This is a genomic window from Ruegeria sp. BHSA163, from assembly GCF_059613365.1.
Genome location: NZ_JBXWSJ010000016.1, coordinates 50,901 through 73,695, shown reverse-complemented (window position 1 = coordinate 73,695; position 22,795 = coordinate 50,901). Strand labels below are relative to the sequence as shown.

General features: G+C 54.9%; 17 protein-coding genes. 13 read left to right on the top strand and 4 right to left on the bottom strand.

Annotated elements, in window-relative coordinates:
• Window positions 1-274: 274 nt before the first annotated feature.
• A complete protein-coding gene (locus tag AC2FNV_RS09690) occupies window positions 275-2,500 on the top strand; it encodes a tetratricopeptide repeat protein (RefSeq protein WP_496773127.1) in 2,226 nt (741 codons plus the stop codon).
• 254 nt (window positions 2,501-2,754) lie between these two features.
• Here AC2FNV_RS09690 and AC2FNV_RS09685 read toward each other — a convergent pair whose 3' ends face one another.
• Together AC2FNV_RS09685 and AC2FNV_RS09680 are read right to left on the bottom strand one after the other, a co-directional pair.
• Window positions 2,755-4,581, bottom strand: coding sequence for a mechanosensitive ion channel family protein (locus tag AC2FNV_RS09685; protein WP_496773125.1), 1,827 nt, complete (start codon window positions 4,579-4,581; stop codon window positions 2,755-2,757).
• 907 nt (window positions 4,582-5,488) lie between these two features.
• On the bottom strand, window positions 5,489-6,376 hold the full coding sequence (locus AC2FNV_RS09680) for a LysR family transcriptional regulator (RefSeq protein ID WP_170474121.1): 888 nt from the start codon (window positions 6,374-6,376) through the stop codon (window positions 5,489-5,491).
• Window positions 6,377-6,482: 106 nt separating this feature from the next.
• On the opposite strand from AC2FNV_RS09680, the gene AC2FNV_RS09675 reads away from it, so the two are divergent.
• On the top strand, window positions 6,483-6,701 hold the full coding sequence (locus AC2FNV_RS09675) for a hypothetical protein (protein ID WP_170474118.1): 219 nt from the start codon (window positions 6,483-6,485) through the stop codon (window positions 6,699-6,701).
• A 120-nt stretch (window positions 6,702-6,821) separates the two neighbouring features.
• Here AC2FNV_RS09675 and AC2FNV_RS09670 read toward each other — a convergent pair whose 3' ends face one another.
• On the bottom strand, window positions 6,822-7,589 hold the full coding sequence (locus AC2FNV_RS09670; RefSeq protein ID WP_367648646.1) for a helix-turn-helix transcriptional regulator: 768 nt from the start codon (window positions 7,587-7,589) through the stop codon (window positions 6,822-6,824).
• Window positions 7,590-7,742: 153 nt separating this feature from the next.
• Here AC2FNV_RS09670 and AC2FNV_RS09665 point away from each other — a divergent pair, with 153 nt between their 5' ends.
• From AC2FNV_RS09665 to AC2FNV_RS09640, 6 genes are all read left to right on the top strand, one after another.
• The gene (locus tag AC2FNV_RS09665; RefSeq protein ID WP_254447886.1) at window positions 7,743-8,843 is read left to right on the top strand and encodes an ABC transporter ATP-binding protein; all 1,101 of its coding nucleotides are present in this window, start codon (window positions 7,743-7,745) and stop codon (window positions 8,841-8,843) included.
• A 34-nt stretch (window positions 8,844-8,877) separates the two neighbouring features.
• Complete coding sequence (locus tag AC2FNV_RS09660) at window positions 8,878-10,041, top strand: ABC transporter substrate-binding protein (RefSeq protein ID WP_171176818.1); 1,164 nt, start codon at window positions 8,878-8,880, stop codon at window positions 10,039-10,041.
• A 37-nt stretch (window positions 10,042-10,078) separates the two neighbouring features.
• On the top strand, window positions 10,079-10,930 hold the full coding sequence (locus tag AC2FNV_RS09655; RefSeq protein WP_170474111.1) for an ABC transporter permease: 852 nt from the start codon (window positions 10,079-10,081) through the stop codon (window positions 10,928-10,930).
• A 7-nt stretch (window positions 10,931-10,937) separates the two neighbouring features.
• Window positions 10,938-11,759: an ABC transporter permease gene (locus tag AC2FNV_RS09650; RefSeq protein WP_170355768.1), complete on the top strand. Its 822-nt coding sequence runs from the start codon at window positions 10,938-10,940 to the stop codon at window positions 11,757-11,759.
• 18 nt (window positions 11,760-11,777) lie between these two features.
• The gene (locus tag AC2FNV_RS09645; protein WP_170474106.1) at window positions 11,778-12,536 is read left to right on the top strand and encodes an SDR family NAD(P)-dependent oxidoreductase; all 759 of its coding nucleotides are present in this window, start codon (window positions 11,778-11,780) and stop codon (window positions 12,534-12,536) included.
• A gap of 379 nt (window positions 12,537-12,915) precedes the next feature.
• On the top strand, window positions 12,916-13,935 hold the full coding sequence (locus tag AC2FNV_RS09640) for an IS110 family RNA-guided transposase (protein ID WP_209599476.1): 1,020 nt from the start codon (window positions 12,916-12,918) through the stop codon (window positions 13,933-13,935).
• Window positions 13,936-14,569: 634 nt separating this feature from the next.
• Here the strand turns inward: AC2FNV_RS09640 and AC2FNV_RS09635 are convergent.
• On the bottom strand, window positions 14,570-15,571 hold the full coding sequence (locus AC2FNV_RS09635; protein WP_209599455.1) for an AraC family transcriptional regulator: 1,002 nt from the start codon (window positions 15,569-15,571) through the stop codon (window positions 14,570-14,572).
• A gap of 200 nt (window positions 15,572-15,771) precedes the next feature.
• On the opposite strand from AC2FNV_RS09635, the gene AC2FNV_RS09630 reads away from it, so the two are divergent.
• From AC2FNV_RS09630 to AC2FNV_RS09610, 5 genes are all read left to right on the top strand, one after another.
• The gene (locus tag AC2FNV_RS09630) at window positions 15,772-17,331 is read left to right on the top strand and encodes an amidohydrolase family protein (protein ID WP_224891407.1); all 1,560 of its coding nucleotides are present in this window, start codon (window positions 15,772-15,774) and stop codon (window positions 17,329-17,331) included.
• Between the two features lie 41 nt (window positions 17,332-17,372).
• Window positions 17,373-19,001 (top strand): amidohydrolase family protein, encoded by a 1,629-nt coding sequence (locus tag AC2FNV_RS09625; RefSeq protein WP_209599453.1) that lies wholly within the window; start codon window positions 17,373-17,375, stop codon window positions 18,999-19,001.
• 3 nt (window positions 19,002-19,004) lie between these two features.
• On the top strand, window positions 19,005-19,784 hold the full coding sequence (locus tag AC2FNV_RS09620) for a DUF3299 domain-containing protein (protein WP_496773121.1): 780 nt from the start codon (window positions 19,005-19,007) through the stop codon (window positions 19,782-19,784).
• A 12-nt stretch (window positions 19,785-19,796) separates the two neighbouring features.
• The gene (locus AC2FNV_RS09615) at window positions 19,797-21,359 is read left to right on the top strand and encodes a HoxN/HupN/NixA family nickel/cobalt transporter (protein ID WP_496773135.1); all 1,563 of its coding nucleotides are present in this window, start codon (window positions 19,797-19,799) and stop codon (window positions 21,357-21,359) included.
• A 73-nt stretch (window positions 21,360-21,432) separates the two neighbouring features.
• On the top strand, window positions 21,433-22,734 hold the full coding sequence (locus AC2FNV_RS09610) for a carbohydrate porin (protein WP_496773119.1): 1,302 nt from the start codon (window positions 21,433-21,435) through the stop codon (window positions 22,732-22,734).
• The last annotated feature ends 61 nt before the right edge of the window (window positions 22,735-22,795 follow it).

Genomic DNA, 22,795 nt, shown 5'->3' with positions numbered 1-22,795 from the left:
CGCAGTACTTTCACAACTGGTGCTCCAATATCATGCGGCCGTTCTCGAAGATGTCTGCATTGGGCTCGGAACGGTCATCTGAGTTATTTGGTCAGATGTCCGCTAATGGACGGATAGCAGACCCAACATTGCAAAACGCCAACGTCTGCCTTGCGGACATAACCGACGTTGGCTTTCTCGGTTGGAACAGCTTAGCACCCTAGTGACGGCCCACTGGTTTCTGTGTTTACTATGCATACGAACTTCAAAAATTCGAGAATTCCTCGGAGAAGAAATGCAGGGCGCACACGGGATCAGAAGGTTAGCTGCAATCGCCGCAATCGATATGGTCGCGTATAGTCGGTTGATCGAACAGGACGAAGCGGACACGCTCGCGCGTCAGAAGGTCATTCAGAAGGAAGTGATTGAGCCACTGGCATCAGAACATGGCGGTCGGATCGTCAAAACAACTGGCGATGGAGCGTTGATCGAATTTGATAGCGCCGTTAACGCGGTTACATGGGCAGCTGCATTTCAACGTCGCATTGCAAATCTCGAGATCGACAGCGAAGAACACAAACGCATTGCTTATCGCGTTGGCGTCAACGCCGGCGAAATTGTTGTCGATAACGAAGATATTTTTGGAGAAGGCGTAAACTTGGCTGCCCGGCTCGAAGCTTTAGCTGACGGCGGCGGTATAATGATCTCCGAAGGTGTCTTCAGAAATGTAAATGGCAAGGTGGAATTGGGTTTCGCTGATGTGGGTGAGCAGTTCGTCAAGAATATTGCGCAACCCGTTCGCGCCTATCGCGTATTGCTGGACAATAACGATGCAGGAAAGTTTGTCCCATTACCCAAGTCGGCAGTATTCAAGCGAAAAAGCATATTCGCGGGCGCTGCTATATGCGCTACGGCTGGTCTGGCTTTACTCGTATACATCTTTGTTTTTCCTAAGGAAGAACCCCAGGTTTCAAGGCTTCTAGTCGTTCCGTTCGAAGCCGACTCCCCTTCGGAACAAGTATTCGCTGATGCAGCTACAGAGAACTTACATTTGTCTTTTGAGCGTCTGAAGCAATTGGAGATGGCGCCTTACAGTATCGCAAAATCTTATGAGGGAATCGACGTCGACGAAAGTGAAGTGGCACGGGATCTGGGCGTTCGTTACGTCTTGGATGGTTCAGCAAAATCGAAACACGGGGTAATTGAACTTCACGCTCGACTTCGGGATACATTGGCGTCGGGCGACGGCGTGGTTTGGGAGGAGGTTTTTCAGGGAGAGGCTCATCAACTGCTGGACATGCTTGTCAGGGTGAAGCTGAAAGCGGCAGGCGCAATGGAGGCAAAGCTCAACGAAGTTGAGCGGAACATTCTGGAAAACCGACCAACGCAAAACCCTGTGGCTTACGTGGCATATGCCAGTGGCAAGAGGCTTCTAGATAGTAAAGACTTCACAGACATCGCAAAAGCGCTTCCTTTGTTTGACGAGGCAATATCGATGGACCCGCAGTTCACCGACGCTAAGCTGGGGAGTGCCGAAGCCAATTTTCAGATATGGGAGGGTAGCTTCAATACGATTAAGTTTACACTTGACGCTAAGACAACATTCTCCGAATTGATTGAGCAGGTTCTTCAAGGCGATCCGCGCAATCCTGAAGCCACAGCCCTAAAGGTTCGTGCTCTCTTAGAGCAACTCGAACCCGACCGTGCTCTTGCTCTGGCGAGGGGCTCCGTTTTCAACAATCCAACCAATTCTATGCTGCGCCTTGTTCTCGGAATGAGCCTGACCTCCGAAGGAAATTACGAAGGCGCAATTGCGGAATTTCAAGAGTATGAGCGACTATCGCCAAGGCTAAATTCTGGCGAAAAGGGAGATCTGGCGTGGAACTACTTGCGCGCTGGCGACAGCAGAAGAGCGTTGGAGCTACTGAACAGTATCCCAGAAGAAGAATTACGTGAGCAGCACCATCGGAACCTCGCAGAGGCGAATTTTCGGGAAGGGGACACCAAGGCTGCACAGGCTTACATGGAGTTGTTTCTGGCAAACAATGTCTGGCTCAATCTAAACTGGATGAAGCCTTGGTTTGCAATCTACAAGGATCCGCACGTTTTTTCCGTGTTCGAAGAAGCGATGTTGGGATCGGGACTGCCTGAGTGGCCATTCAACTTTGGCGACGGCCGCGAGGCCGACCGGATTGCTCATGATGAATTGGTTCGTTTGCATTCAGATGCTTTCGACGAACAGCATTCCGTTGGTCCGTTCGGCGCTCCTTATTCAGAGGAACGAAATTCAGATGGAACGATAGTGATGAATTTTGATTGGATGAATGGAATACCATTGTCCGGAACGTGGAGGATTGTTGGCGATCAGGTATGCCGAAACATCCCCTCCGTGCACCAGGGGCGCGATCTGTGCCATTTCCTCTATCTCGACCCTGAGAAATCAACTGATGACCAGTGGTATGTTGCGGCTCCTTGGTCGTTTGGCATCGTGAATTCCGTGTTCGCTAGGACTGACAAGTGATACGAAACAAGCCGCCCACCTCGCTCTTTTGCTCTCACCTCGTGGAACCGACCTATAGGTCGGAAACTCTTGGCCTCTGAACTTCGGCTTTGGGCTCAGAGCGGTCGTTCGCTGTGAACGACTGATCTGCGGACAAATTAGCCGTTCGCTACCGCGCGGCACTGGGCAGTAATACTGTCAGACTAAATGAATACCGCTTCGCCGTTTGCACTAGTGGCTTTTCTTCGATGCATAGTTGATGTGTAGCTCACAGGTCAGGTCTTCTGTGAAGAGCTAGTATCGCTGGTACAAGACTCTTCTTCGGGATCAGCTGCCGAAAGCCTCTCACCACCACTAGCGAGTTCTTCGTTCGTCGCGGCATAGTCGGGTGACCCAATTGGTGGATAGGAGAGCTGATCCTCCATTTTAGCTTCGTCCGGACTGGAAAAGCTGGGGAAAGGCAGACGGTTGCTTCGCCGCCACTTGTCAACTTCGTCGCCGGCCTTGGTGCTTTGTTCAGAATCGAGCCCGGCATCGCGGCTTAAATAGAGTGTGCTAGACGGAAAAGCGAAACTTGTACCGGAAGCTTCCACGATGTCCTTTATGCGTAGCATCACATCCTCACGGACAGCATAAAAATCATTCCATTCCCGCGTGCGTGCGTAGATCCGGATATGGATGTCTAGCGAACTTGCGCCGTAGCCGTAGAACCGCACGCGGATCGTATCGTTGTCGATCCTTGGGTGCCCGAGGAACATTTCACGGATCTTGGCCAGGACATAGCGCAGCTGGTCAGCGCCAGTCTCGTAGCGCAAACCGATCACGTGATCGATCATCATTTGGTCGCATTCGGCCCAGTTTATCAGCTCCATGTCAGCAAACTGAGCATTGGGGATTGTGATAAGTGTCCTATCTAGCGCACGAATCTGCGTCGAGCGTATACCGATCGTCTCGACCGTTCCGCTTCTATCACCGAATGAGCAAAAATCACCAACCCGGATTGGCCGATCTATGTAAAGAATAAAACCACCAATCAGGTTCTCAAGTGTCGGCCGGACCGCCAAGGCGACCGCGATCCCGCCGATGCCCAAACCGGCCATGACACTTAGGACTGGAAGCCCGAGAGCGTCAGCTCCGAAAGCGATGACGATGATCGCAGCGATTGCGCCAATAACCCGACCGATCAGTCGAATCATGTTTCTGTCTATGCTTTCTTGTTCGCTATTTACACGCTGCATGAATCCTTGCGTCGCAGCGATAACTAAAAGCCAGACGATGTATGCTAGCGCAATGTAGGTGACAAAGGTTTGAACTAAACTAACAAGCGACGATAGGCGCCCGACTACCAACAATTGATTCTCAAAAAATCGAGCTAGAGAACTGGCCGCGATTATCACTACAACTGGAGATAGAATTCGCAACAGCGTGCCGGAAAGTACGCTTTTGGTGGAATAATTACGTGTCACCTTATGCCAGAGTATCAGTGCGGATGAGACTAAAAGTATGGCAACCAGACCGATTATTACCTTCCAATATGGTGTATCTAAAATACTTTTTGTAAGTGCTGACGGGACGTTTCTCTGCAACCAACCAGGTATCATCGGTCCCGTGCCCTGCAATAATTCCGTGCGCCAGTCGTCTATGCGGACCTCTGGCTTTGTTTGAAAATGAATTACTGAGCTGTGGATCCGGGGCGCAACCTGCACCGTGTCCGAACTAAATAGAAACTCGAGTTCACGCGACCCATCCATCATTTGAACAATTTTCAAAGGGGTGCCAGGAATTCGATAAATCCCCCGACCATTGCTGTCAAAGGAATCAACACCAGGCACATCCGATAATTCTGGCAGCGGCACTCTAGCAATAATGTTCAATAGATAACTGACTGTCTCGATACTGGTAATTTGCTGTGCTGCGGGCGGAACTTTGGAAAGGTCGATTAACGAGGACAGGTCGCTGATCAATTCCCTAACACGTTTTCCGTTCGCTCGATTTCGTTGATTTCGATAGACTTCGACTGCATCTTCCAGAGAAGCTCGCAGAGTTAGTAGCTTTCTGAGTGTTGCGCGTGGGCTCTCGTTGTTTAGAGCAGCCAGATCCAATGCCGCGGATTCATCTAACCGCTCTTGAGCGATCGCTCCAGAATTTGGGGTAAATGCCAAAACTACCGATAGCGCAATCAGCGTAAACCAAAAGCGTCTTGCATAAATTGTTGCGCTTACGTAGCTCCTAATAACTAATTCCCTTTCGCGTGCCATTCGGTAAGTTGGCCGTTAATTGCTGTATAGCGTGATATCACATATACGCCGTGAAGGTAGTTCGAACCGGCTTTGGGTCCATTAGTACAGTTTAAAAGGTTGATGGAATTCAAATTAGAAACTGTCTTAATTCAACTAGAAAAGCTGACCCATATAAGTGCTAGTTTCTTTCTGACTTTAAATTCCGGCCAGAAGTTAGTGACTTTGAAATTCCAAGACGCTCACGATCTGGCCAAGTTGCATGGTCTCCCTAAGAACGCGTATCTCATCGTCGAGAAATTTCGGGACGAGACGCTGGCTAAAATCGGTCTGGAGCCCGAATTTATAGCGGTCACCAACTTAATTATTTGAATTGCGGCTTTGGGCTCAAGGCAGTCATCTGAGTCTTTTCGTCAGACGACGGCTTAGGAACGGATAGCGGTCATTGTTGGTGGTCATTCCGAGAAATTTCGCCTGAAGGTCTGCATTGAAAGGCAGAGTCGCGGACAAAGTTGCCATTAGCTGCACCGCGGCGCCAAAAGACCATTTGAACGTCTGGTCTGCGGGCGGAGCGGTCGTCTGCCTCGGGTGAGTTTATAACCGCAGTTAGTCGGAAGCGGACGTGACCAACGGGAATTTCCGTTTGAGGGAGCGTAGGCAGGTTAGCCGGAGAGCGGTCGCTCGGGGCGCAATTCATAGACAGTCGGTGTGCGGATGAAAACGCAATCAAAGTGACTGACCGCAATTCATTATTCCGGTTCACGGGAAGCTTCTACCTGAAAATGGCAGCATAGCGGGGCGCGAAGAACTTCGCGAAGGCCTTTACTTCGGGGCGACGATAAGCCTCTGGCGCAATCAGCATCAAATGCTCCGAGTTCATCTCCTCGAGCGGCGCAAAGCATTGAATGAGCGTGTCATCGCTTTCGGCAAGTTTCACGTTTATGATGCCAAGGCCATGACCCGACCGGATGGCGGCATGCATCAGATCCAGCTCGGAATAGGTTTGCCTGATCTGATCAGGTTCCGCATAGCGGATCAGCCAATCGTGAAAGGCTGACGGCACGCCTTCACGTAGGAAGCTGACAAACGTATGGTTGAACAAATCTTCGACCGAGGTCGGCAACCCGTGTTTTTCGGCGTATGAATGGGATCCGAAAAGCGCGTAACGCGCGGTGCTGATCTTGCGGCAGATGAGGTCTGGATGGGGAGGGCTTCTTGTCACGCGCATTGCTATATCCGCTTCGCCAGCCGATAGATCCAGGACTTCGACGCTGGGCAGGAATTCGAATCTGACATCGGGGCGGAGCAAAGAGAACTCGTTGAAGATCGTTGCGACCCGGGGTGAGAAGTTGCCGGAATAGGCCGTGATCCGGATCGGCCTGGTGCTGCGCAACGTTTCGACTGTCTCGGCCAGACAGATCGCCGCCGCTTCGATTTCTTCCGCCTTCTGCAGGATCGCTCGTGCTGTTTCGGTCGGCCGGAAGCCGCGCGTGTCCCGCTCGAACAAGGTTACGCCAAGCTCATGCTCAAGCGCCTCAATGCGGCGCGCAACAGTTGGCTGGGCCATGCCGAGCTGGGGCGAGGCAGCCAAGGTGGACCCCGCGCGCACGACGGCAAGAAAGACCCTAATTTCTGACCAGCTCCGGAATGCGCTCTTCATTTTTGTAGAATAGCACATCGCCGCGGCCGATACCCGAAAATCCCGCATCCACTACAGTGGGAGAACCTTCGCAGCAGCAGAAAAGGCCCGAGAGATGAACGCATTCATGACCAGCGCCCGCACAGTCCCGCCGCTTCAAAAGGCTCTTGGCTTCATCCAGCGTGTATTCAACTTCGCACCGCGCCCCCGCTCTGAGGAAACACAGCCCGATGACGCCCGGGCCCGGCGGGAATTCATCTGGGAGGTTCTTTCCCGCAACCCGGACGCCTTCTCCAGCGATGCCGATGTCCAAAGTATGATGAGTATGTATCCCGGCAGGTACTGACTAGTTCGGGCCCGACCTTGAGCGTAAATATCAGACGGTGTCGTGCCAATGGTTGGGGCGTTCCGGATCACACGGTAGCAAGGTCGGCAATACGGACAAAGTGGGTGTTCAAGGAACCTTTTAAAGTGCCTTTTCAATGAACTTTGAAAAAAGCTCACCCTGCGAATTGATCCTAAGTTTCGCGTAAATGTTGCGTCTGTGGATGCGGACTGTGCCTGGAGAGATGCCGAGAATTGTGCCGACAGCTTCTGCCGAATGGCCCTTCAACGTGAACTCAACGACTTCTCTTTCTCGTGGCGTCAGAACGCCATCGCCAAATGCCTGGAAAGCAAGATCGACGCGACGACTAACGCCATTCGCTGCGGCGCCGCGGGTCATCGTTGGAAAGTCACTCCAATGTTTGCAACAGGCTGCCCGAACGAGCGGCCATAGAGCGTGCAAATCACGAATTTCCTTGGCTGAAAAAGGCTTCACTGATCGCATAAGCGAGACCACAACCATCCCAGTGCTTGGGATATCGATAAAGTAGCCAATCTCCTCTGCTAACCCAGTCCTTTTGTAATAGCTGCGATAGTATTCGCCCTGATAGAACCTGTCTGGTGCGATATCGCGCATGCGGTACAGACTCGGTGTTATCGGTTTTGTCGCGGCCAAAAAAAACGGATCAAGTACGTAGGGCCCTGCTTGGTAATCCTCAACAAAAATACGCCGTTTGCTTTTGGGAAAATCGTCGTGAAGGTCTATAGGTGCTTCGGTTCCGACATGGCCAAACACCACTGTAAAATCGAATGGTGCGACCTGCCGCAAGCCATCTGCCAAAGCACATGGAAATTCTTGGGTTCCGATCTTCTCCACGACCCTGCCGGCCTCTTCCATCCAATCGTACACACGCTGCTCCAGATTTTCGAAAAGCAGCTCTATACCCCAATTGTGGTATATACAGCTAATCGGAGCTATTGTTACTTTTTCCCTGTTTGAGTGGTATGCCAGTAAATGCCAAAAAATCAAGCAAAAGGAAAAAGGCAGTATATGAGCTTTGACATGAGCGTCACCATGCAGACGATTGCGGAACTCCGCGGAGTGACTAAGACCTTCGGGAATGTGGTCGCTGCCAAAGACCTGAATCTTTCCATTGGGAAAGGAGAGTTCCTGTCGTTCTTAGGCCCATCTGGTTGCGGCAAAACCACTGCACTTAGGATGCTGGCGGGTTTCGAGAAACCAACCGAAGGTCAGGTGTTGCTCGATGGCGAAGTCGTCAACGACTTGGATGCGCACCATCGCCCAGTCAACATGGTGTTTCAGCACTACGCTCTTTTTCCTCACCTGAGCGTGTTCGACAACATCGCGTACGGCCTGCGCCAACAACGACCACGCGTAGACAAACAAACAATCGTGACAAAGGTTAAGCAGGCGCTGGAAACTGTCCGTCTTGGTGGGTTTGGCCCACGTCGCATCTGGGAGATGTCTGGTGGTCAGCAGCAACGCGTAGCTTTGGCGCGTGCGATCGTAAATGAGCCCAAGCTTTTGCTGCTCGATGAACCAATGGCTGCTCTGGATCGAAAGCTTCGAAAAGAAATGCAGTTTGAACTGCAGAACCTGCAACGACAACTGGGAATAACTTTTGTCCTCGTCACGCACGACCAAGAAGAAGCGCTTTCAATGTCCGACCGAATTTGTGTGATGGAAGGCGGCAGTATTGTGCAGGTAGGCAGCCCACGCGAACTCTATGACATGCCCCGCAGCCGTTACGTAGCTGGATTTGTAGGCACCTCGAATTTCTTTGATGCAACTGTAACTGACGCAGTAGCCGACCAAATCACTGTGCGTTTAGCGAGTGGCCAAAAGGTGCACGGAACTCCGGAGATTCCAATAGATGCAGGGCAGGAAGTGTGCGTCAGTATCCGTCCTGAACAGATCACGCTGACCCGCGCGCTGCCCGCAGCTGAAATTGCTCTGCCAGTTACCATTCAAAATCGGATCTTCCTTGGGGAGCACACAGAATACCTTGCGCGCAACGAAGCACTGGGTGATTTCCACGTACTTGTGCCAAGGCAAGCGGAATTGAACGAGGGGACGTTCAATGCAGGAGAACAGGCCTTTGTTTCATGGGGCGAAGGCGCACTGCTGATCCTGGAAAATTAACAAATCCCGCAGTCCAACAACAGAGAGGTTCACAATGACCAAGGATAATGGGACTATTTCCAAGCAAAAGTTCATGGAAGAGCTTCGCCGGTACCAAAAGGGTTCGGTCACACGGCGACATTTTTTGGGCGTGACAGGTCTTGGGATGGCAACGGCCGTTCTGGGCACGGCTATGCCTGGGTTGCGTCCACGCCCGGCATTTGCTGCCGGAGACATTGGCGACCGAGTGATCCTCGCCACGTGGCCGAACTACCATGACGAGATGAACTTCGAAGCCTTCACGGAAGCCACTGGCGCGCACGTTCAGGTCAATGTTTTTGGCTCGAACGAAGAGATGTTGGCAAAACTGCAAGCCGGAGGGTCTGGCTGGGACGTGTTCGTTCCAACCAATTACACGATCACTACGTATGTGGGCGAAGATCTGATCATCCCGCTCGATACGTCCAAACTGCCAAACTACGACGCAGGTTCATTCGAACAGCGCTTTTCAGATGCCGGCTCTGTCGATGGCCAGCTTTACGCGGTGCCGAAAAACTGGGGCACGACCGGCTTTGCAGTGAATACTAGTAAGCTTGACGGCGCTCCGACTCCAACCACATGGAAAGAGTTCTGGGACCTTACTATGGAAGGTTACTCAGGTCGGACAATGGTGCATGATTACCAACTCACCACCATCGGTAATGCCCTGAAATACTTCGGCTACTCCTTCAACTCGGTCGATGAGAAGGAACTGGCGGATGCCGAGAAATTGTTGCTGGATGCTAAACCGCATCTGTTTGCAATCTCGTCGGATTATCAGCCACCGATGCGTAACGGTGACGCGTGGATGACGATGTGCTGGACAGGTGACGGCAAGCAGATGAATGTCGACATGCCTGAAATCGCCTACGTTCTGGGAGCCGAGGGCGGTGAACTCTGGTCCGACTACTACGCTATTCCTAAGGGCGCACCTCATATGGATGCCGCTTATGCCTTGATCGACTTCCTGCTGAACCCGGAAGTTAATGCGAAAGAAGTTCTCGCTCATGGCTATCCATCGGCTGATGCTCGCACCAATGCGTTGCTGCCGAAGGAATTGCTGGAAGATCCGATCCTTTATCCGGCAGCTGACCTTCTGAATGCGCTCGAGTTTGGCGCGGCGGCTACGCTAACCGATCCAAACCGTGCCGAGTTGCTCGCCCGCTTCAAGTCGGCCTAAGCGGCAAGGCCGCAATATCGGAAAAGACGAGGACAATATGACCGAACGAGGCAGAAAAGCACTGTTGCTGGCACCGGCAGGAATATGGCTTTTGGTAATGCTTGCACTTCCACTACTGGTCGTCTTCGTCTTTTCCTTTGGCGAACGGGGTGCCGCCGGAGGCTATGTTCCAGCGTTCACTTTGGAACAATATGCCAACCTTCCTGCGCGATGGACGGCGTTTAAGAACACCTTGATCCTTGCACCTCTGGGGACTATCGCTGCGTTGGTAATTGCCTACCCGCTCGCCTACTTTCTTGCGGTGCGTTGTTCACCAAAGTGGAAAACTTCGCTGTTGATCCTGGTGATCGTGCCGTTCTGGACATCGATCCTGATCCGGTCATACGCATGGATTTTCATCCTTGGGGGGCGTGGCTTGCCCGCTTTACTGGAGTCGATCGGCATCGATGATGTCCGCCTGATAAATACGCCGTTCGCTGTGCTTGTGGGGATTGTCTATGGGTATCTACCTTTGATGGTTTTCCCAATTTTTGTAAGCTTGGACAAACTGGATAAACGCCTTCTGGAAGCCTCAGCGGATCTCGGCTCTACTCCGTGGCGTACGTTCCGTCAGGTAACACTTCCTCTGTCGGTACCAGGTATCGCAACTGGCTGCATGCTGGTCTTCATCCTACTCATGGGCGAATTTCTGATCCCAGCGATCTTAGGTGGCGGAAAAGTGTTTTTCGTCGGAAATGCGCTGGTGGACCTGTTCTTGCAGTCTCGAAACTGGGCGTACGGATCGGCGGTCGCAATGACGCTGGTTGTCGTAATGCTTGTCACTGTCTCAATTTACATGAAATTCATCTCGCGCCTGGGTGGCCAGCGCGAAGATGTCTCGCTGATGTGAGGGTCCGATGCGCTTATACGCGATTTGCGTCTACCTTTTTCTCTATATTCCAATCGGCATCATCGCGCTTTTCAGCTTCAATGCCGGACGACACGCAAGCCAGTTCATGGGGTTCTCGACCCAATGGTATGGCAAAGCGCTCAACAACCCATTTGTTATGGACGCGCTCGAGACCAGTCTGCTTGCGGCATTCATAACTGCTTGCCTCGCATCCACACTCGGAACCATGGCGGCCATCGCTTTACAAGGGGTTAAGGGATGGCTCCGAACTTTGTTCGATGCGATGATTTATATTGCGATAATGATACCAGGTATCGTCATCGGTATCGCGACACTCATTGCCTTGGTCACCGTATTCGGCTGGCTAAACCCGCTTCTTGCGAGCCTATGGCCCGATGGAGCAAATCCCCCGCAACTTTCCATGGGGATGCCCACGCTCGTCGCCGCACACACCATGTTCACAATGGCGCTGGTCATAATCATCGTACGTGCAAGGCTATCGGGTATGGACCGTGCCCTCATGGAAGCTTCGGCTGACCTCTTTGCGACGCCCTGGGGCACCTTTCGGCAGGTGACCCTGCCGTTGATAGCACCGGCAATTTTGGCGGGCTTCCTGCTCAGCTTCACTTTCTCATTTGATGATTTCATCATAGCGTTCTTCGTAGCTGGCTCAGAAACAACCCTGCCTATCTACATATTCTCATCCATCCGGCGCGGCGTAACGCCCGAGATCAATGCCATCGGCACTATGGTTATGGGCGCGTCGCTCTTGTTGCTCGTTGCAGCGCAACTGCTTTTGCGCCGAGGCGCCTCAAAATCGAATAGTTAAATAAAGGAGCCAAGTGAAATGCGGCTTGCAGGTAAAGTCGCGCTCGTGACGGGCGCGGGATCAGGAATTGGTCGGGCGGGTTCAATGGCAATGGCACAAGAGGGTGCGCATGTTGTGGTAACGGATCGCGATGCAACACTTGCTGAAGCCACTGTGGCCGCGATCGTTGCGCAGGGGGATCAAGCATCTGCCATACAGCTTGATGTGACCGATGACGATGCCCTTACCAAAGCCATAGACGAAGCAGTAAAAAACTTCGGTCGGCTTGACGTGTTGCACTCTCATGCTGGGTTGCAGATCGAAGGAACGCTGGAAGAAGTGGAACCAGATGGAATGGATGCTTCTTGGGCATTGAATGTCCGCGCTCACTTCATTGCCGCGCGCGCAGCCGTCCCCCATATGAAATCACAAGGTGGAGGCAGCGTGATCGTCACGGCCTCCAATTCTGGGGTTCAATACGACCGGGGTATGATCGCCTATGCGACTACAAAGCACGCAGCTGTTGCGATGGTCCGGCAGATGGCAGCCGACTACGCTGTCCATGCAATCCGTTTCAATGCCCTTTGTCCAGGATTTGTAGACACCCCTTTCAATGCAGGCTTCGAAAAGCAGATGGGTGGCCGTGCCAAACTGGAAAGCTACATCGAGCAGGCGATCCCTATGAGTCGGTGGGCGACAGTTGAAGAGATTGGCCATGGGATCGTCTATTTAGCTTCAGATGAATCCGCTTTTATGACGGGGCAAGCCTTGGTTATCGATGGCGGTGAATGCATTTAGTGATGGGTTAGACCGCTCAAGAGAATATCTATCGCCGCACTTCATTTTTGGCGAGCACATTTCAGTCCGCTTTGGGCTCGAAGCCGCCGTTCCGCATATCTCAACCAATGTCTACTTTGCGGACATTTCCGCCGGTCGCAGATGCGGCAAAATCGGCCTCCGCGCGACGGCCGAATTTCGTAGCTGATCGCCGCACCACAGCGCGATTTCCGGAAAGCGGCCGTTCAAAATAGTCAAAATGGCCGAAATCCAAACCGGACCTTCTCCGCGTCGATTTCGAGCGTCTCATATGCGGATGGGGTGGATGGCGTCTGCAGCCAACCGTCGCGCTTTGCGGCAAACTGCAGAAGACATCTTCTGCAAGGAAAGGAGCCCCACCATGGAAGTCACGACGATAGGATTGGATCTCGGTAAAGACGTCTTTCAGGTCCACGGGATCGCTGATGACGGTACGGTTGTCTTCAATCGTTCGATCCGCCGCAGACAATTGCTGAAGTTCTTTGAGACCCTGCCGAGCTGCCTCGTCGGAATTGAGGCGTGTGGGTCGGCACATCACTGGGCGCGTGAGCTGACTGAAATCGGCCATGACGTGCGCCTCATGCCGGCGACTTACGTAAAGCCCTACGTGAAGCGTGGAAAGACGGATGCGGTTGATGCCGAGGCAATCTGCGAGGCCGTCACGCGACCGACCATGCGGTTCGTCGCTGTGAAATCGAAGGAACAACAAGCCCTTCTTACAATGCATCGCGTGCGCCAGCTTGTCGTGCGCCAGAAAACCCAGATGCTGAACGTGATCCGGGGTCTTCTTCGAGAGTTTGGTCATGTAATCGGGAACGGGCCGGTGGCGGCGATGCGCTTCGTCAAAGGGTTCAAAACCAACGATTGCCCGGACATGCCAGACGTTGCGAAGAGCATGCTCAAAACCCTCTGCGAGCAGGTTGTTGCACTCGACGAGCGCGTGGTGTTCTACGACAAACTGATCGAGTATCATTCGCGGATCGATGAACGGGCCAAGCGGATCAGAACCGTCCCTGGTGTTGGTCCAATCACCGCCTCTGCCATCGTCGCCACCATCGGCGACGGCAAACAGTTCAAGAACGGGCGCGAGTTTGCTGCTTGGCTTGGTCTCACCCCATTGAACAGATCGAGTGGTGGCAAGGAACGCCTCGGCCGGATTAGCAAGAAGGGTGACCGTTACATAAGAAGGCTTCTGGTGATCGGTATGACCTCACAAGTACAGCGCGCCCGCGGCTATCCAGAACGCGTGCATCCTTGGATCATGCAACTCCTCGAGCGCAAACCCGTCCGACTTGCCACGATCGCGATGGCAAACAAAGCCGCACGGATCATCTGGGCGATCCTCACCAAAGAAACATACTACCGGCAATCAGCGGCATAACCGGAGGCACTGAACAAAAAAGAATTGCAAGACGAATGCCATGATGGCACGTGCGGTCATCCGAGAACCCGGAAAACCCGAGCTTCGTCCTGAACTCTCAGGTTCGCTTTGCCGATTGGGACCAGGTTCACGGAACCCATCAAGGCCAGCGGCTCAAGCAAATGCCGCAATCAAAGGCCGGACACAGGACTGTACTGACCAGCCGCGCAATCAGAGCATTTTGTCCTTGCAAAGCAGACGCCATCCACACAGGACTTAGCAGCCTGATGCAGATGCGGCGAACTTCGCGATCGAACTCGCATCCCGTCGCGGAGAACACCTCGACGCCGTCGCCCGGGAGCTCAACGAGCGGCCGAGAATAACCTTGAATTACTTCTCACTCGCGGAGAAGTTCGAGGAGCGTGTTGCGGCCATCGGTTGAACCGGCAGCGCAAACCGGACATTCACGACCATGCATTGCTAACTCCGAAATATACAACAAAACTGCCAGTTGCAGAGATTGCATCGATTTTGGCAACCCACCAATTAATGCCGTCGGCTAATTTATTAACGTCGCACTACAACTTCTCCAAACTGATCCAACGAGGACCTCATCTTCCAAGTTTTCTTTTGGCTCAAGGGAGCAGGGAACGAGTCACTGATTTCGCCGATATTCGTTCGGTGTGACACCAGTCCACCTTTTGAACGCTCTGGAAAAACTTGTTGCACCGGAGAAACCAAGCAACTCGGCGATCTCCTCGTTCGGTGCGGATCTATCGCTGTCAATGATTTCTAGGGCCCTCTCTCTACGCCCCTTGTCGCGGATCTCTTGGAACGAGGTGCCCAATTCAGACATCGTGCGCTGTAGGCTCTTTGGATGGACGCCGAGGTTACGCGCGAGTTCCTCGAGGCCGAAGGTTCGCTCACCAATCTTTTGGAAGCAGACCTTTTCGACCCATTTCAGGATCGCATCGCGCGGGGAAGTATCGCGGAACTCTCCACGCGAGGTGGGCGGGATTTTCCAGTTCAGGGCTAGTGGCCGTTGCAGCCACTCAGAGGGAAACCCGATCTGAACACTGTTGCACTTTCGTTTCAAGAAAGAAGACTTCGGAAGCAGATCCAGCGGAATACCTGCGTTTTCCTGCGCCGTAACTGTTATGCGAGACGGATTGAAATCGTCTTCGGTCACTAACCGCAGGAGGGTCAACCACAGGCTCGCAGTGGCGGCATCTGCCTGAACGACGGGTGCTGCCGGTAAGAAAGTCCTCTCAGCTCGGATCACGGTGACATTTGCATTGATTTGGAGGGAGTATCGAACGTTGTTGATCTGCCGGTCGAGTTCGAGAATAGCCAGCGGTAGGAACTCTGCGAGGGTGTGGGATATCGCATAGCTCTCCCGGACAAAGACGGGGCCCGCCTCGACGAATGTCTCAGCTGCGCGCGCCGAGAAATACGGGTCGTTGAGCACATCGGCCATTTTCTCGACGGCCTTGTAGAGTGCATTGCCGGTGATCATCGCAGCCGGGTCGGTGAGATCGACCTGGTCAAGCCCAGCCGCCTTGAGAACAGGGCCAGCCTTGCCGCCGCGCTTCTCGAACAGATCAAGGAAGGGGCGAAGCTGCAGAGCGCGGTTGAACGCGATTCGCTCAGAGACCATTTGTCTGTCGTCCGTTGTTAGTTCTACACGACGATGTACATGCCGTTCACTACGAATACTCCCAGAACGCACTTTCAAGGACAAGTTTCTACACTACCTGTCGCGTGAGGGCATACAGTTTTGTTTTGATTAGCGTTTAGTATCCTTTTTGCGAAAGACCACGATTCGAGAAGGTGGTCGAAGGTAAAGGTACATCGCCTATGAAACCAGAAAGAACTTTGTCCGCAATCGGCACCTTGGCGGTTTTGGTCGCGACCGCAACGACAGCGTTTGCCAACGATATCGTGATCTTAAATGGGCGCGTGATCGACCCGGAGACGGGCCTCGATGCGATCCGCAACGTTGGCGTGGAGGACGGCCGTATCTCGGCGATCAGCGAGTTCTCGCTTGAAGGTGACACGGTGATCGATGCTAAGGGGCACGTCGTCTCGCCGGGGTTCATCGACCTGCACGCTCACGGGCAGAGTATTGGTGACTATCGGATGCAGGCGATGCAGGGGGTGACAACGGCGCTAGAGCTAGAATCTGGCGTTTTGCCCATCGCCGACTGGTATGACAGTCAGGCTGCCAAGAACCTGCCAATCAATTACGGTGCGGCGGCGGGCTGGACCTATGGCCGGATCGCCACCTTCGACAACACCGACCCGCTGGCAACCGTTGAGTTCTTCCAAGCGGCCCAGGCCGAAAACGACTGGAAGATGGACATCGCCGACCAAGATCAGTCCGAGCGGATTCTGTCGCTGGTCGAACAGGGACTCAAGGAGGGGGGCCTTGGTATTGGGGTAAACGCGGGCTACGCGCCGGGATACGGGCAAAAGGAGTATTTTGCGCTGGCCGAACTGGCCAACGAATACGGCGTGGCGACCTTCACCCATGTTCGTTACGCCAGCAACATCGAGCCGCAGAGTTCATTCGAGGCGCTCAAGGAATTGATCTCGAACGCCGCCATCACCGGCGCGCACATGCACATCTGCCATATCAACAGCACGTCGATGGCTGATATCGAGGCCACACTCGCCCTTGTCGAAGAGGCGATGGACAAGGGTATCAACATCACCGTGGAAGCCTATCCCTACGGCGCGGCGAGCACCGTCGTCGGCGCGGCCATGTTTACTGGGCCCGACTGGCGGGACCGGATGCAATCGACAGCCGAGAATTTTCAGCTCGGCCAGGATCGCATGACCGAAGACCAACTCGACGACTATCAGGAGAACAAGCCGGGCACTTTCATCACCTGGCACTTCCTCGATGAGAGCAAGGCAGAAGATTTGGCTAAGCTCGACCTGTCGGTGACTCATCCTGCGACGCTGATCGCCTCGGACGCAACTTTCTGGTCGTACTTCGACGACAAGGGGAACATTCAGACTTACACCGGCGATGAATGGCCACTTCCTGACAACGTGTTCGCCCATCCGCGATCTGCCGGAACCTTTTCGAAGGTCCTGCGCAGCTATGTACGCGAGCGTGGTGTGCTTTCGATGAGCGAGGCGATCCGCAAGATGTCGCTGATGCCAGCGCAGACGCTGGAAGACTTCGTGCCGCAGATGCGCCGCAAGGGACGTCTGCAGGTGGGCATGGATGCCGACATCGTGGTGTTCGACCCTGAGACGGTCTCTGACAGGGCCAACTACGAGAACGCGAACCAGCCTGCCGTGGGCGTGCAGACCGTGCTGGTAAACGGCGGATTCGTTGTCCAGGATGGCGCGCTTGTCCTCGACGCGCCGCATGGCCAGCCGATCCGCAGGACGCAGACGCAGTAAACACCGGGCCTCCAACAAAATTTGAAAGGAGCACCTTGCTCATGAAGCCGCTCTCGACCCTCGCGATAACCACGCTCGCATCTGCGTTCTTCTGTGTCGGCATCGCTCAGGCGCAGGATTACGATCTCGTCATCTCGAACGGCCGGGTCATGGATCCGGAGACGCTATACGACAGCATCGCAAATGTCGGCATTTCGGACGGCCGTATCGTGGCGATCTCCAAGGAGGCGCTGAGCGGTGCCGAGGAAATCGATGCAACAGGTCACATCGTGGCGCCTGGATTCATTGACACCCATTTCCACTGGCAACAACCGATGGGCTATGCGCTTGGCCTGCGTGACGGACTGACTTCGAGCATGGACCTCGAGGAGGGCTGCGCAGGAACATTCATCGCGCGGTGGTATGAGGAACGCGAAGGCAAGAACCAGGCGAATTTCGGGTGCGCCTCCAGCCACGAACAAGCCCGCGCCATCGTGCTCGACGGTTTCGACGACGAGGAAACCCTTCTGCTGGGGCCGGCGGCGGCGCTTACCTCCCGCAAGGGATCGGGTTGGAGTTTGGACAAGGCGGATTACGACACTGGTAACAAGATTCTGCAGATCATCGACGAAGGCCTTCAGGCTGGCGCGCTCGGTATCGGATCGACATTGGGATACATGCGCGATGGTGTCACCACGCGTGAGTTGTTCGAGGTGCAGAAGATTGGCGCGCGATATGGTCGCCAGACTGCCGTTCATACGCGTTTCACACCCGATGGCGACGTGTTGGAAAACGTCGGTGCGCAAGAAGTCATTGCCAATGCATTGGCTCTGAACGCGCCCGCAATACTGCAGCACTTCAACAATCCCGGCTGGCGACTCACGCATGAACTCATCGCGCGGCTTCAGGAGAACGGACATAATATCTGGGGAGAGATCTACCCCTATTCCGCCGGATCGACCACGGTGAACGCAGTCTTCCTCAAACCCGAAAACTGGGTTGAAAGACAGGGGCATCGCTACGAAGACACGATGCAGGATCCGATTACAGGTGATTTCTATACGCAGGAAAAATACGATCAGGTCCTGAAGGATAATCCGACCCAAGAAATTCTGTTGTTCAAGACTCCGCCAGAGGACTCAGTCAAATGGTTGACTCTCAGGGGGACAACAATGGCCAGCGATGCGATGTTCGCGGAGCCTCTTATGGCGCCTTGGAATACTCCATTTGAGAAGTTGGGAAACATGCATCCGCGCGGCGCCGGGGCGCGCGCTGCAACACTGCGCCTTGGGCGCGAAAACGACATCCCGATGATGCAGCTTTTGTCGATCCTCAGCTACAACGCGGCGCACCATCTGGGCCGTACGGGGCTGAAGGCCATGCAGGAGCGGGGCCGGGTTCAGGAGGGCATGATCGCCGATATCGTGGTGTTCGACCCCGAAACCGTTGCCGACAATGCGACCTATGATCAGGGATCAATCCCCTCGACCGGGTTCAAGGCGGTTATTGTGCATGGCGAGGTGACCGTGCGTGACGACGAACTGCTGGAGGTCTTTGCCGGCCAGCCGATCCGCTTCGAGCCGGAAGACAAACCGCGGTTCGAGTCGGTGTCGGAAGACGCTTGGAACCGGGAGTTTTCCACCGGCATGCCGGATGTGGCGCCGGGCGTTCCTCCGCAGGGAGGGAATTGAGCGATGCAGACATTGGCAGCCAAGCTGCGCACGCGACTGCTGCGGAGCCTCATCGCCGTCTTTCTGACAGCCACAGGCGCGTTCGCCGAGCAGGTCGCAATCTCGTTTCGCGACTTGCCGGACCCGGTTGCGCTGCAGTTCGACGACCCTTTTCGCGACATGGGGTTCGAGATGATGGGGGAACTTCGAACTTTTGTCCGTCTTGAGCAGCGGCTTGCGAACGGGGAGGTTCCGGAGGAGGCGCGACCGCGGCTCGAGGCGCGGCTTGAGACGGCACGCGGCGCGCTAAGGCTTGCCGGCCATGACATTGAGGGACTTTTGGCACAGCGATGGGTTGTAGCCAAGGCCCGCAAGCGTGCGTTCTTTTCAACCAATCCAAACCTCCACCAGGCGACGGTAACCATCACCGGATTTCTCATTCCAGCTAGCACAAACGAGGACGGTTTCACCGTCGGCTATCTTGTTCCGGAGGTGGGCATGTGTAGCCACATGCCTCCGCCACCTCCAAATCAGCTGATCCGGGTGACGTTCGACGCAGGCTCTCCCGCTAGGTCGCTCTACACCCCGGTGACAGTGACGGGGCTGCTTGCGCCTCAGGAGAGCAACGAAACCATCTTCGTCCTCGACGGCGAAGCGCGGATGGCGAGTATGTGGAACCTCGAAGCAACCCAAGTCACGCTGGCGGTGAATACGCCTCGAACCCCTTTGCGCACCGCGTCGCAGATCAGGAACGTCTCCCACTCCACGCCCACCGGGGAAGATCAACAAACCGGCAATAATTGAGGCTTCGAATTGATGATTTGGCTCTCAACCCCAATCAGGATGCTTGGTCATTACAAGTGCGCGCAGGACGCGTCACATAGCCTCAAAGAAACAGACGAGCGCACGCCACATCGGTTTGTACTTAGCATTTGTTTCGTGGTGTCAATTTTCCTCCTGGCTGCTGCTGGTTCGACCCATGCGAAAGATCGACCGACCACAGTCATCACATGGAACGACCTGGGTATGAGCCTCGAGGCCCAGAAAGACGATAAAGCGGATGATGGAACGTATGCGGGTCAGTCATCCTTGAGCGGCCCGCAAACGGTTCTGCCGCCGGACGACCTCTTCGATCCGCTTTCGTCTGACGGCATCGCGGTCCAAGACTGGGACGAAACGGCGTTTGAGGTCGCATCGGGCTTGCTGGAATCTCAGGTATCCATTGACGGGTATGTCTTGCCGCTGCGCCGGGAAAAAGGGCGCGTCGTTGAGTTTCTTCTGGTGCCGTGGATAGGAGCATGCATACACGCCCCTGCGCCTCCACCGAACCAGATCATTCATGTCGATTATCCCGAGGGGGTCGATTCCATTGGTATGTTCACGCCGGTACGGCTTGCGGGGCGCCTGACGCATTGGCCGGCAAGTCACACTCTGTTCCTTGTAGACGGTTCGCGCAGCATTCCGACGTCGTACGCGATGGAGCAGGTTGTGGTTGGCGGGACGCCAGGGGAAATCGTTGCAGCCGACTCGGCGTTCGGGGACCTTTCTTATTTGGCGCGCGCGCAGGCCAAGATCACCAATATCTTCACCACAGCGATGTCGGACATGGAGCAAGGCCGGTCTGCCGGCGGAGTCGGGCTCGCGCTGTTGATCGCGTTCGCCTACGGTACGCTGCACACGCTTGGCCCGGGACACGGCAAGGCCGTCGTCGTCTCCTACTTCATCGGAACCGGTGGCAGTCTCAGACGTGGCGTCGTCATGGGCGGCCGGATCGCCGTTATGCACGTGCTGTCGGCGGTAGTCGTCGTCTTCCTGCTCGACTTCGCCGTACGACAAGCGACGGGAGCGGCGCCCTCGGATTACAGGTTGATCCGGCTCGGAAGCTACGCGCTGATCATGGCAATAGGTGCGGTGATGTTGTGGCATGCCATCGCGAACATACGAGCAGCTCATGACGATCACCACGGCGGCCACGCCCACGCCGGATGTGCGGCCTGCTCCGCTGCAAACACCGAATCGCAAGGCGGCGGCTGGATTGCAGCCGCGGTAGGTGTGGTGCCTTGCACCGGCGCGCTTATCGTCATGCTGTTTGGCCTCGCGAACGACCTTGTGGTTCCCGCGGTCATGATGGTGATCGCGATTTCGGCGGGTATGGCGCTCGCCATGTCGGCCCTCGGCATAGCGGCGATCCTGGGTCGCAACTGGGCCGAGGCGCGCCTCGGGAGCACCCCCCAGAGACGCCTGAGATTTGAAGCCCGTTCACGGCTCGCAGGCGCGGCCTGCGTGCTAGCTATCGGGAGCACCTTATTCGCCATGACCTTGGCTCAGCCGCCAGGCGCGGATCGACCGCAGCAAACATCGGTCCTCGGGACGAGCTAAGCGAGCTCATAACATATAGTTGGCCTGCGAGGCGTTTGTCCCCTCAATTACCTGCAATTGGAGTTGATAAACTATGTCACAGGCACCTGATGAGCAGAGCATGCAAGGCGCATTTGACCCTCATTGCGTCTGTGTCGCGATGCGGCGTTATGTTTGGTGCCGATGGTTGCGATATACCCTGACGGTCGTCTGCGCGCTACTCGCCACCATATTTCCCGCGGAAGTCCGACCTGAAGGCCTAAGCCGTGATGGGTTTTCATCTCCAAAAAGCGTTCTCGGAACGCTGGCAGCCACGTCCGATCAGCAGGATCTGGGGGGGGTGCAGGCGTACCGGGACTGGAAAAATGGGTTTGAGAACCGCGTGGGGCTGACATTCGGTCTCGAGGAGATGGCCCAGTATCTCGGTACCGACTCAGACCTGACGCCGTCCGATGCGGCAAGCAACGTGTTTCGGTTATTCGGCACTTGGACAGCGTCCGGACGCGGCACTCCCTACGCTGGCGCTTTGGTCTTCAAGATCGAGAATCGGAGCGCCTTCGGAAGCCATCTCTCGCCCCAGGCGCTCGGGCCATCCCTAGGATATGCGGGGCTTTTTTCGTCGACCTTTAGCGATGCGGGGTGGTTGTTGACCAACCTCTACTGGCGTCAAGTGTTTGCCGATGGTCGGGGCAGCTTCGTCATCGGTCAGGTTGATGTCACCGACTACATTGACATCAACAACCTCGCCAACCCATGGACTGCCTTCACAAACCTCGCCTTTGAGCAACTACCAACTGTTCCAGCGCCCTCTCAGGGATTGGGAGCCGCGCTGCAGTGGAGACTAAGCGACAGTTGGGCGATCCTCGCTGGCTTTGCAGATGCCAACGCAGACCCGGCAGACCCGGTCGGTAGCGCCAGAACTCTTTTCGACACCGGCGAGACCTTCAAACACTTCGGCATAGGTTGGGCGCCTGATTGGGACAATCGATACGACCAGTCAGTTCAGCTGACTTTCTGGCAGATTGATCAGAGAATGCAGGCTGGTGTGCCCGGCGGTTACGGCGTTTCTTTTCTGGCGAGCGGTCGCCAGGACGCGTGGAGGCCGTTCTTCCGTGCAGGCTATGCCAAAGATGGCGGAACGCTTCTCGACCGATCGATCAGCGTTGGAACCGGGTACGACGCCCGCGACGGCAAGGATCTTGCTGGAGTCGGGGTGAACTGGGGACGGGCACCTGGTAACTCACGAAACCAGTTCACAATGGAGGCATTCTACCGGTGGGACGTGACGGATTTCTTCCAGATCACACCAAGTGTGCAGCTTGTTACCAACCCTGCGAACGACCCCACGACCGAAAACATGGTGGTTCTCGGGTTGCGCGTGCGTGCCCACTTCTGATTCGCAAAACGAGACAGGGATGCCGCGCCCAAAACGGAGGGAGCCGGATATATGGCTGTAC

Excerpts from the sequence above, each read along its gene's own strand:
- AC2FNV_RS09690 (WP_496773127.1), top strand. The coding sequence starts at position 275 with ATGCAGGGCGCACACGGGATCAGAAGGTTAGCTGCAATCGCCGCAATC.
- AC2FNV_RS09680 (WP_170474121.1), bottom strand. The coding sequence starts at position 6,376 with ATGAAGAGCGCATTCCGGAGCTGGTCAGAAATTAGGGTCTTTCTTGCC.
- AC2FNV_RS09675 (WP_170474118.1), top strand. The coding sequence starts at position 6,483 with ATGACCAGCGCCCGCACAGTCCCGCCGCTTCAAAAGGCTCTTGGCTTC.
- AC2FNV_RS09665 (WP_254447886.1), top strand. The coding sequence starts at position 7,743 with ATGAGCGTCACCATGCAGACGATTGCGGAACTCCGCGGAGTGACTAAG.
- AC2FNV_RS09660 (WP_171176818.1), top strand. The coding sequence starts at position 8,878 with ATGACCAAGGATAATGGGACTATTTCCAAGCAAAAGTTCATGGAAGAG.
- AC2FNV_RS09655 (WP_170474111.1), top strand. The coding sequence starts at position 10,079 with ATGACCGAACGAGGCAGAAAAGCACTGTTGCTGGCACCGGCAGGAATA.
- AC2FNV_RS09650 (WP_170355768.1), top strand. The coding sequence starts at position 10,938 with ATGCGCTTATACGCGATTTGCGTCTACCTTTTTCTCTATATTCCAATC.
- AC2FNV_RS09645 (WP_170474106.1), top strand. The coding sequence starts at position 11,778 with ATGCGGCTTGCAGGTAAAGTCGCGCTCGTGACGGGCGCGGGATCAGGA.
- AC2FNV_RS09640 (WP_209599476.1), top strand. The coding sequence starts at position 12,916 with ATGGAAGTCACGACGATAGGATTGGATCTCGGTAAAGACGTCTTTCAG.
- AC2FNV_RS09635 (WP_209599455.1), bottom strand. The coding sequence starts at position 15,571 with ATGGTCTCTGAGCGAATCGCGTTCAACCGCGCTCTGCAGCTTCGCCCC.
- AC2FNV_RS09630 (WP_224891407.1), top strand. The coding sequence starts at position 15,772 with ATGAAACCAGAAAGAACTTTGTCCGCAATCGGCACCTTGGCGGTTTTG.
- AC2FNV_RS09625 (WP_209599453.1), top strand. The coding sequence starts at position 17,373 with ATGAAGCCGCTCTCGACCCTCGCGATAACCACGCTCGCATCTGCGTTC.
- AC2FNV_RS09620 (WP_496773121.1), top strand. The coding sequence starts at position 19,005 with ATGCAGACATTGGCAGCCAAGCTGCGCACGCGACTGCTGCGGAGCCTC.
- AC2FNV_RS09615 (WP_496773135.1), top strand. The coding sequence starts at position 19,797 with ATGATTTGGCTCTCAACCCCAATCAGGATGCTTGGTCATTACAAGTGC.
- AC2FNV_RS09610 (WP_496773119.1), top strand. The coding sequence starts at position 21,433 with ATGTCACAGGCACCTGATGAGCAGAGCATGCAAGGCGCATTTGACCCT.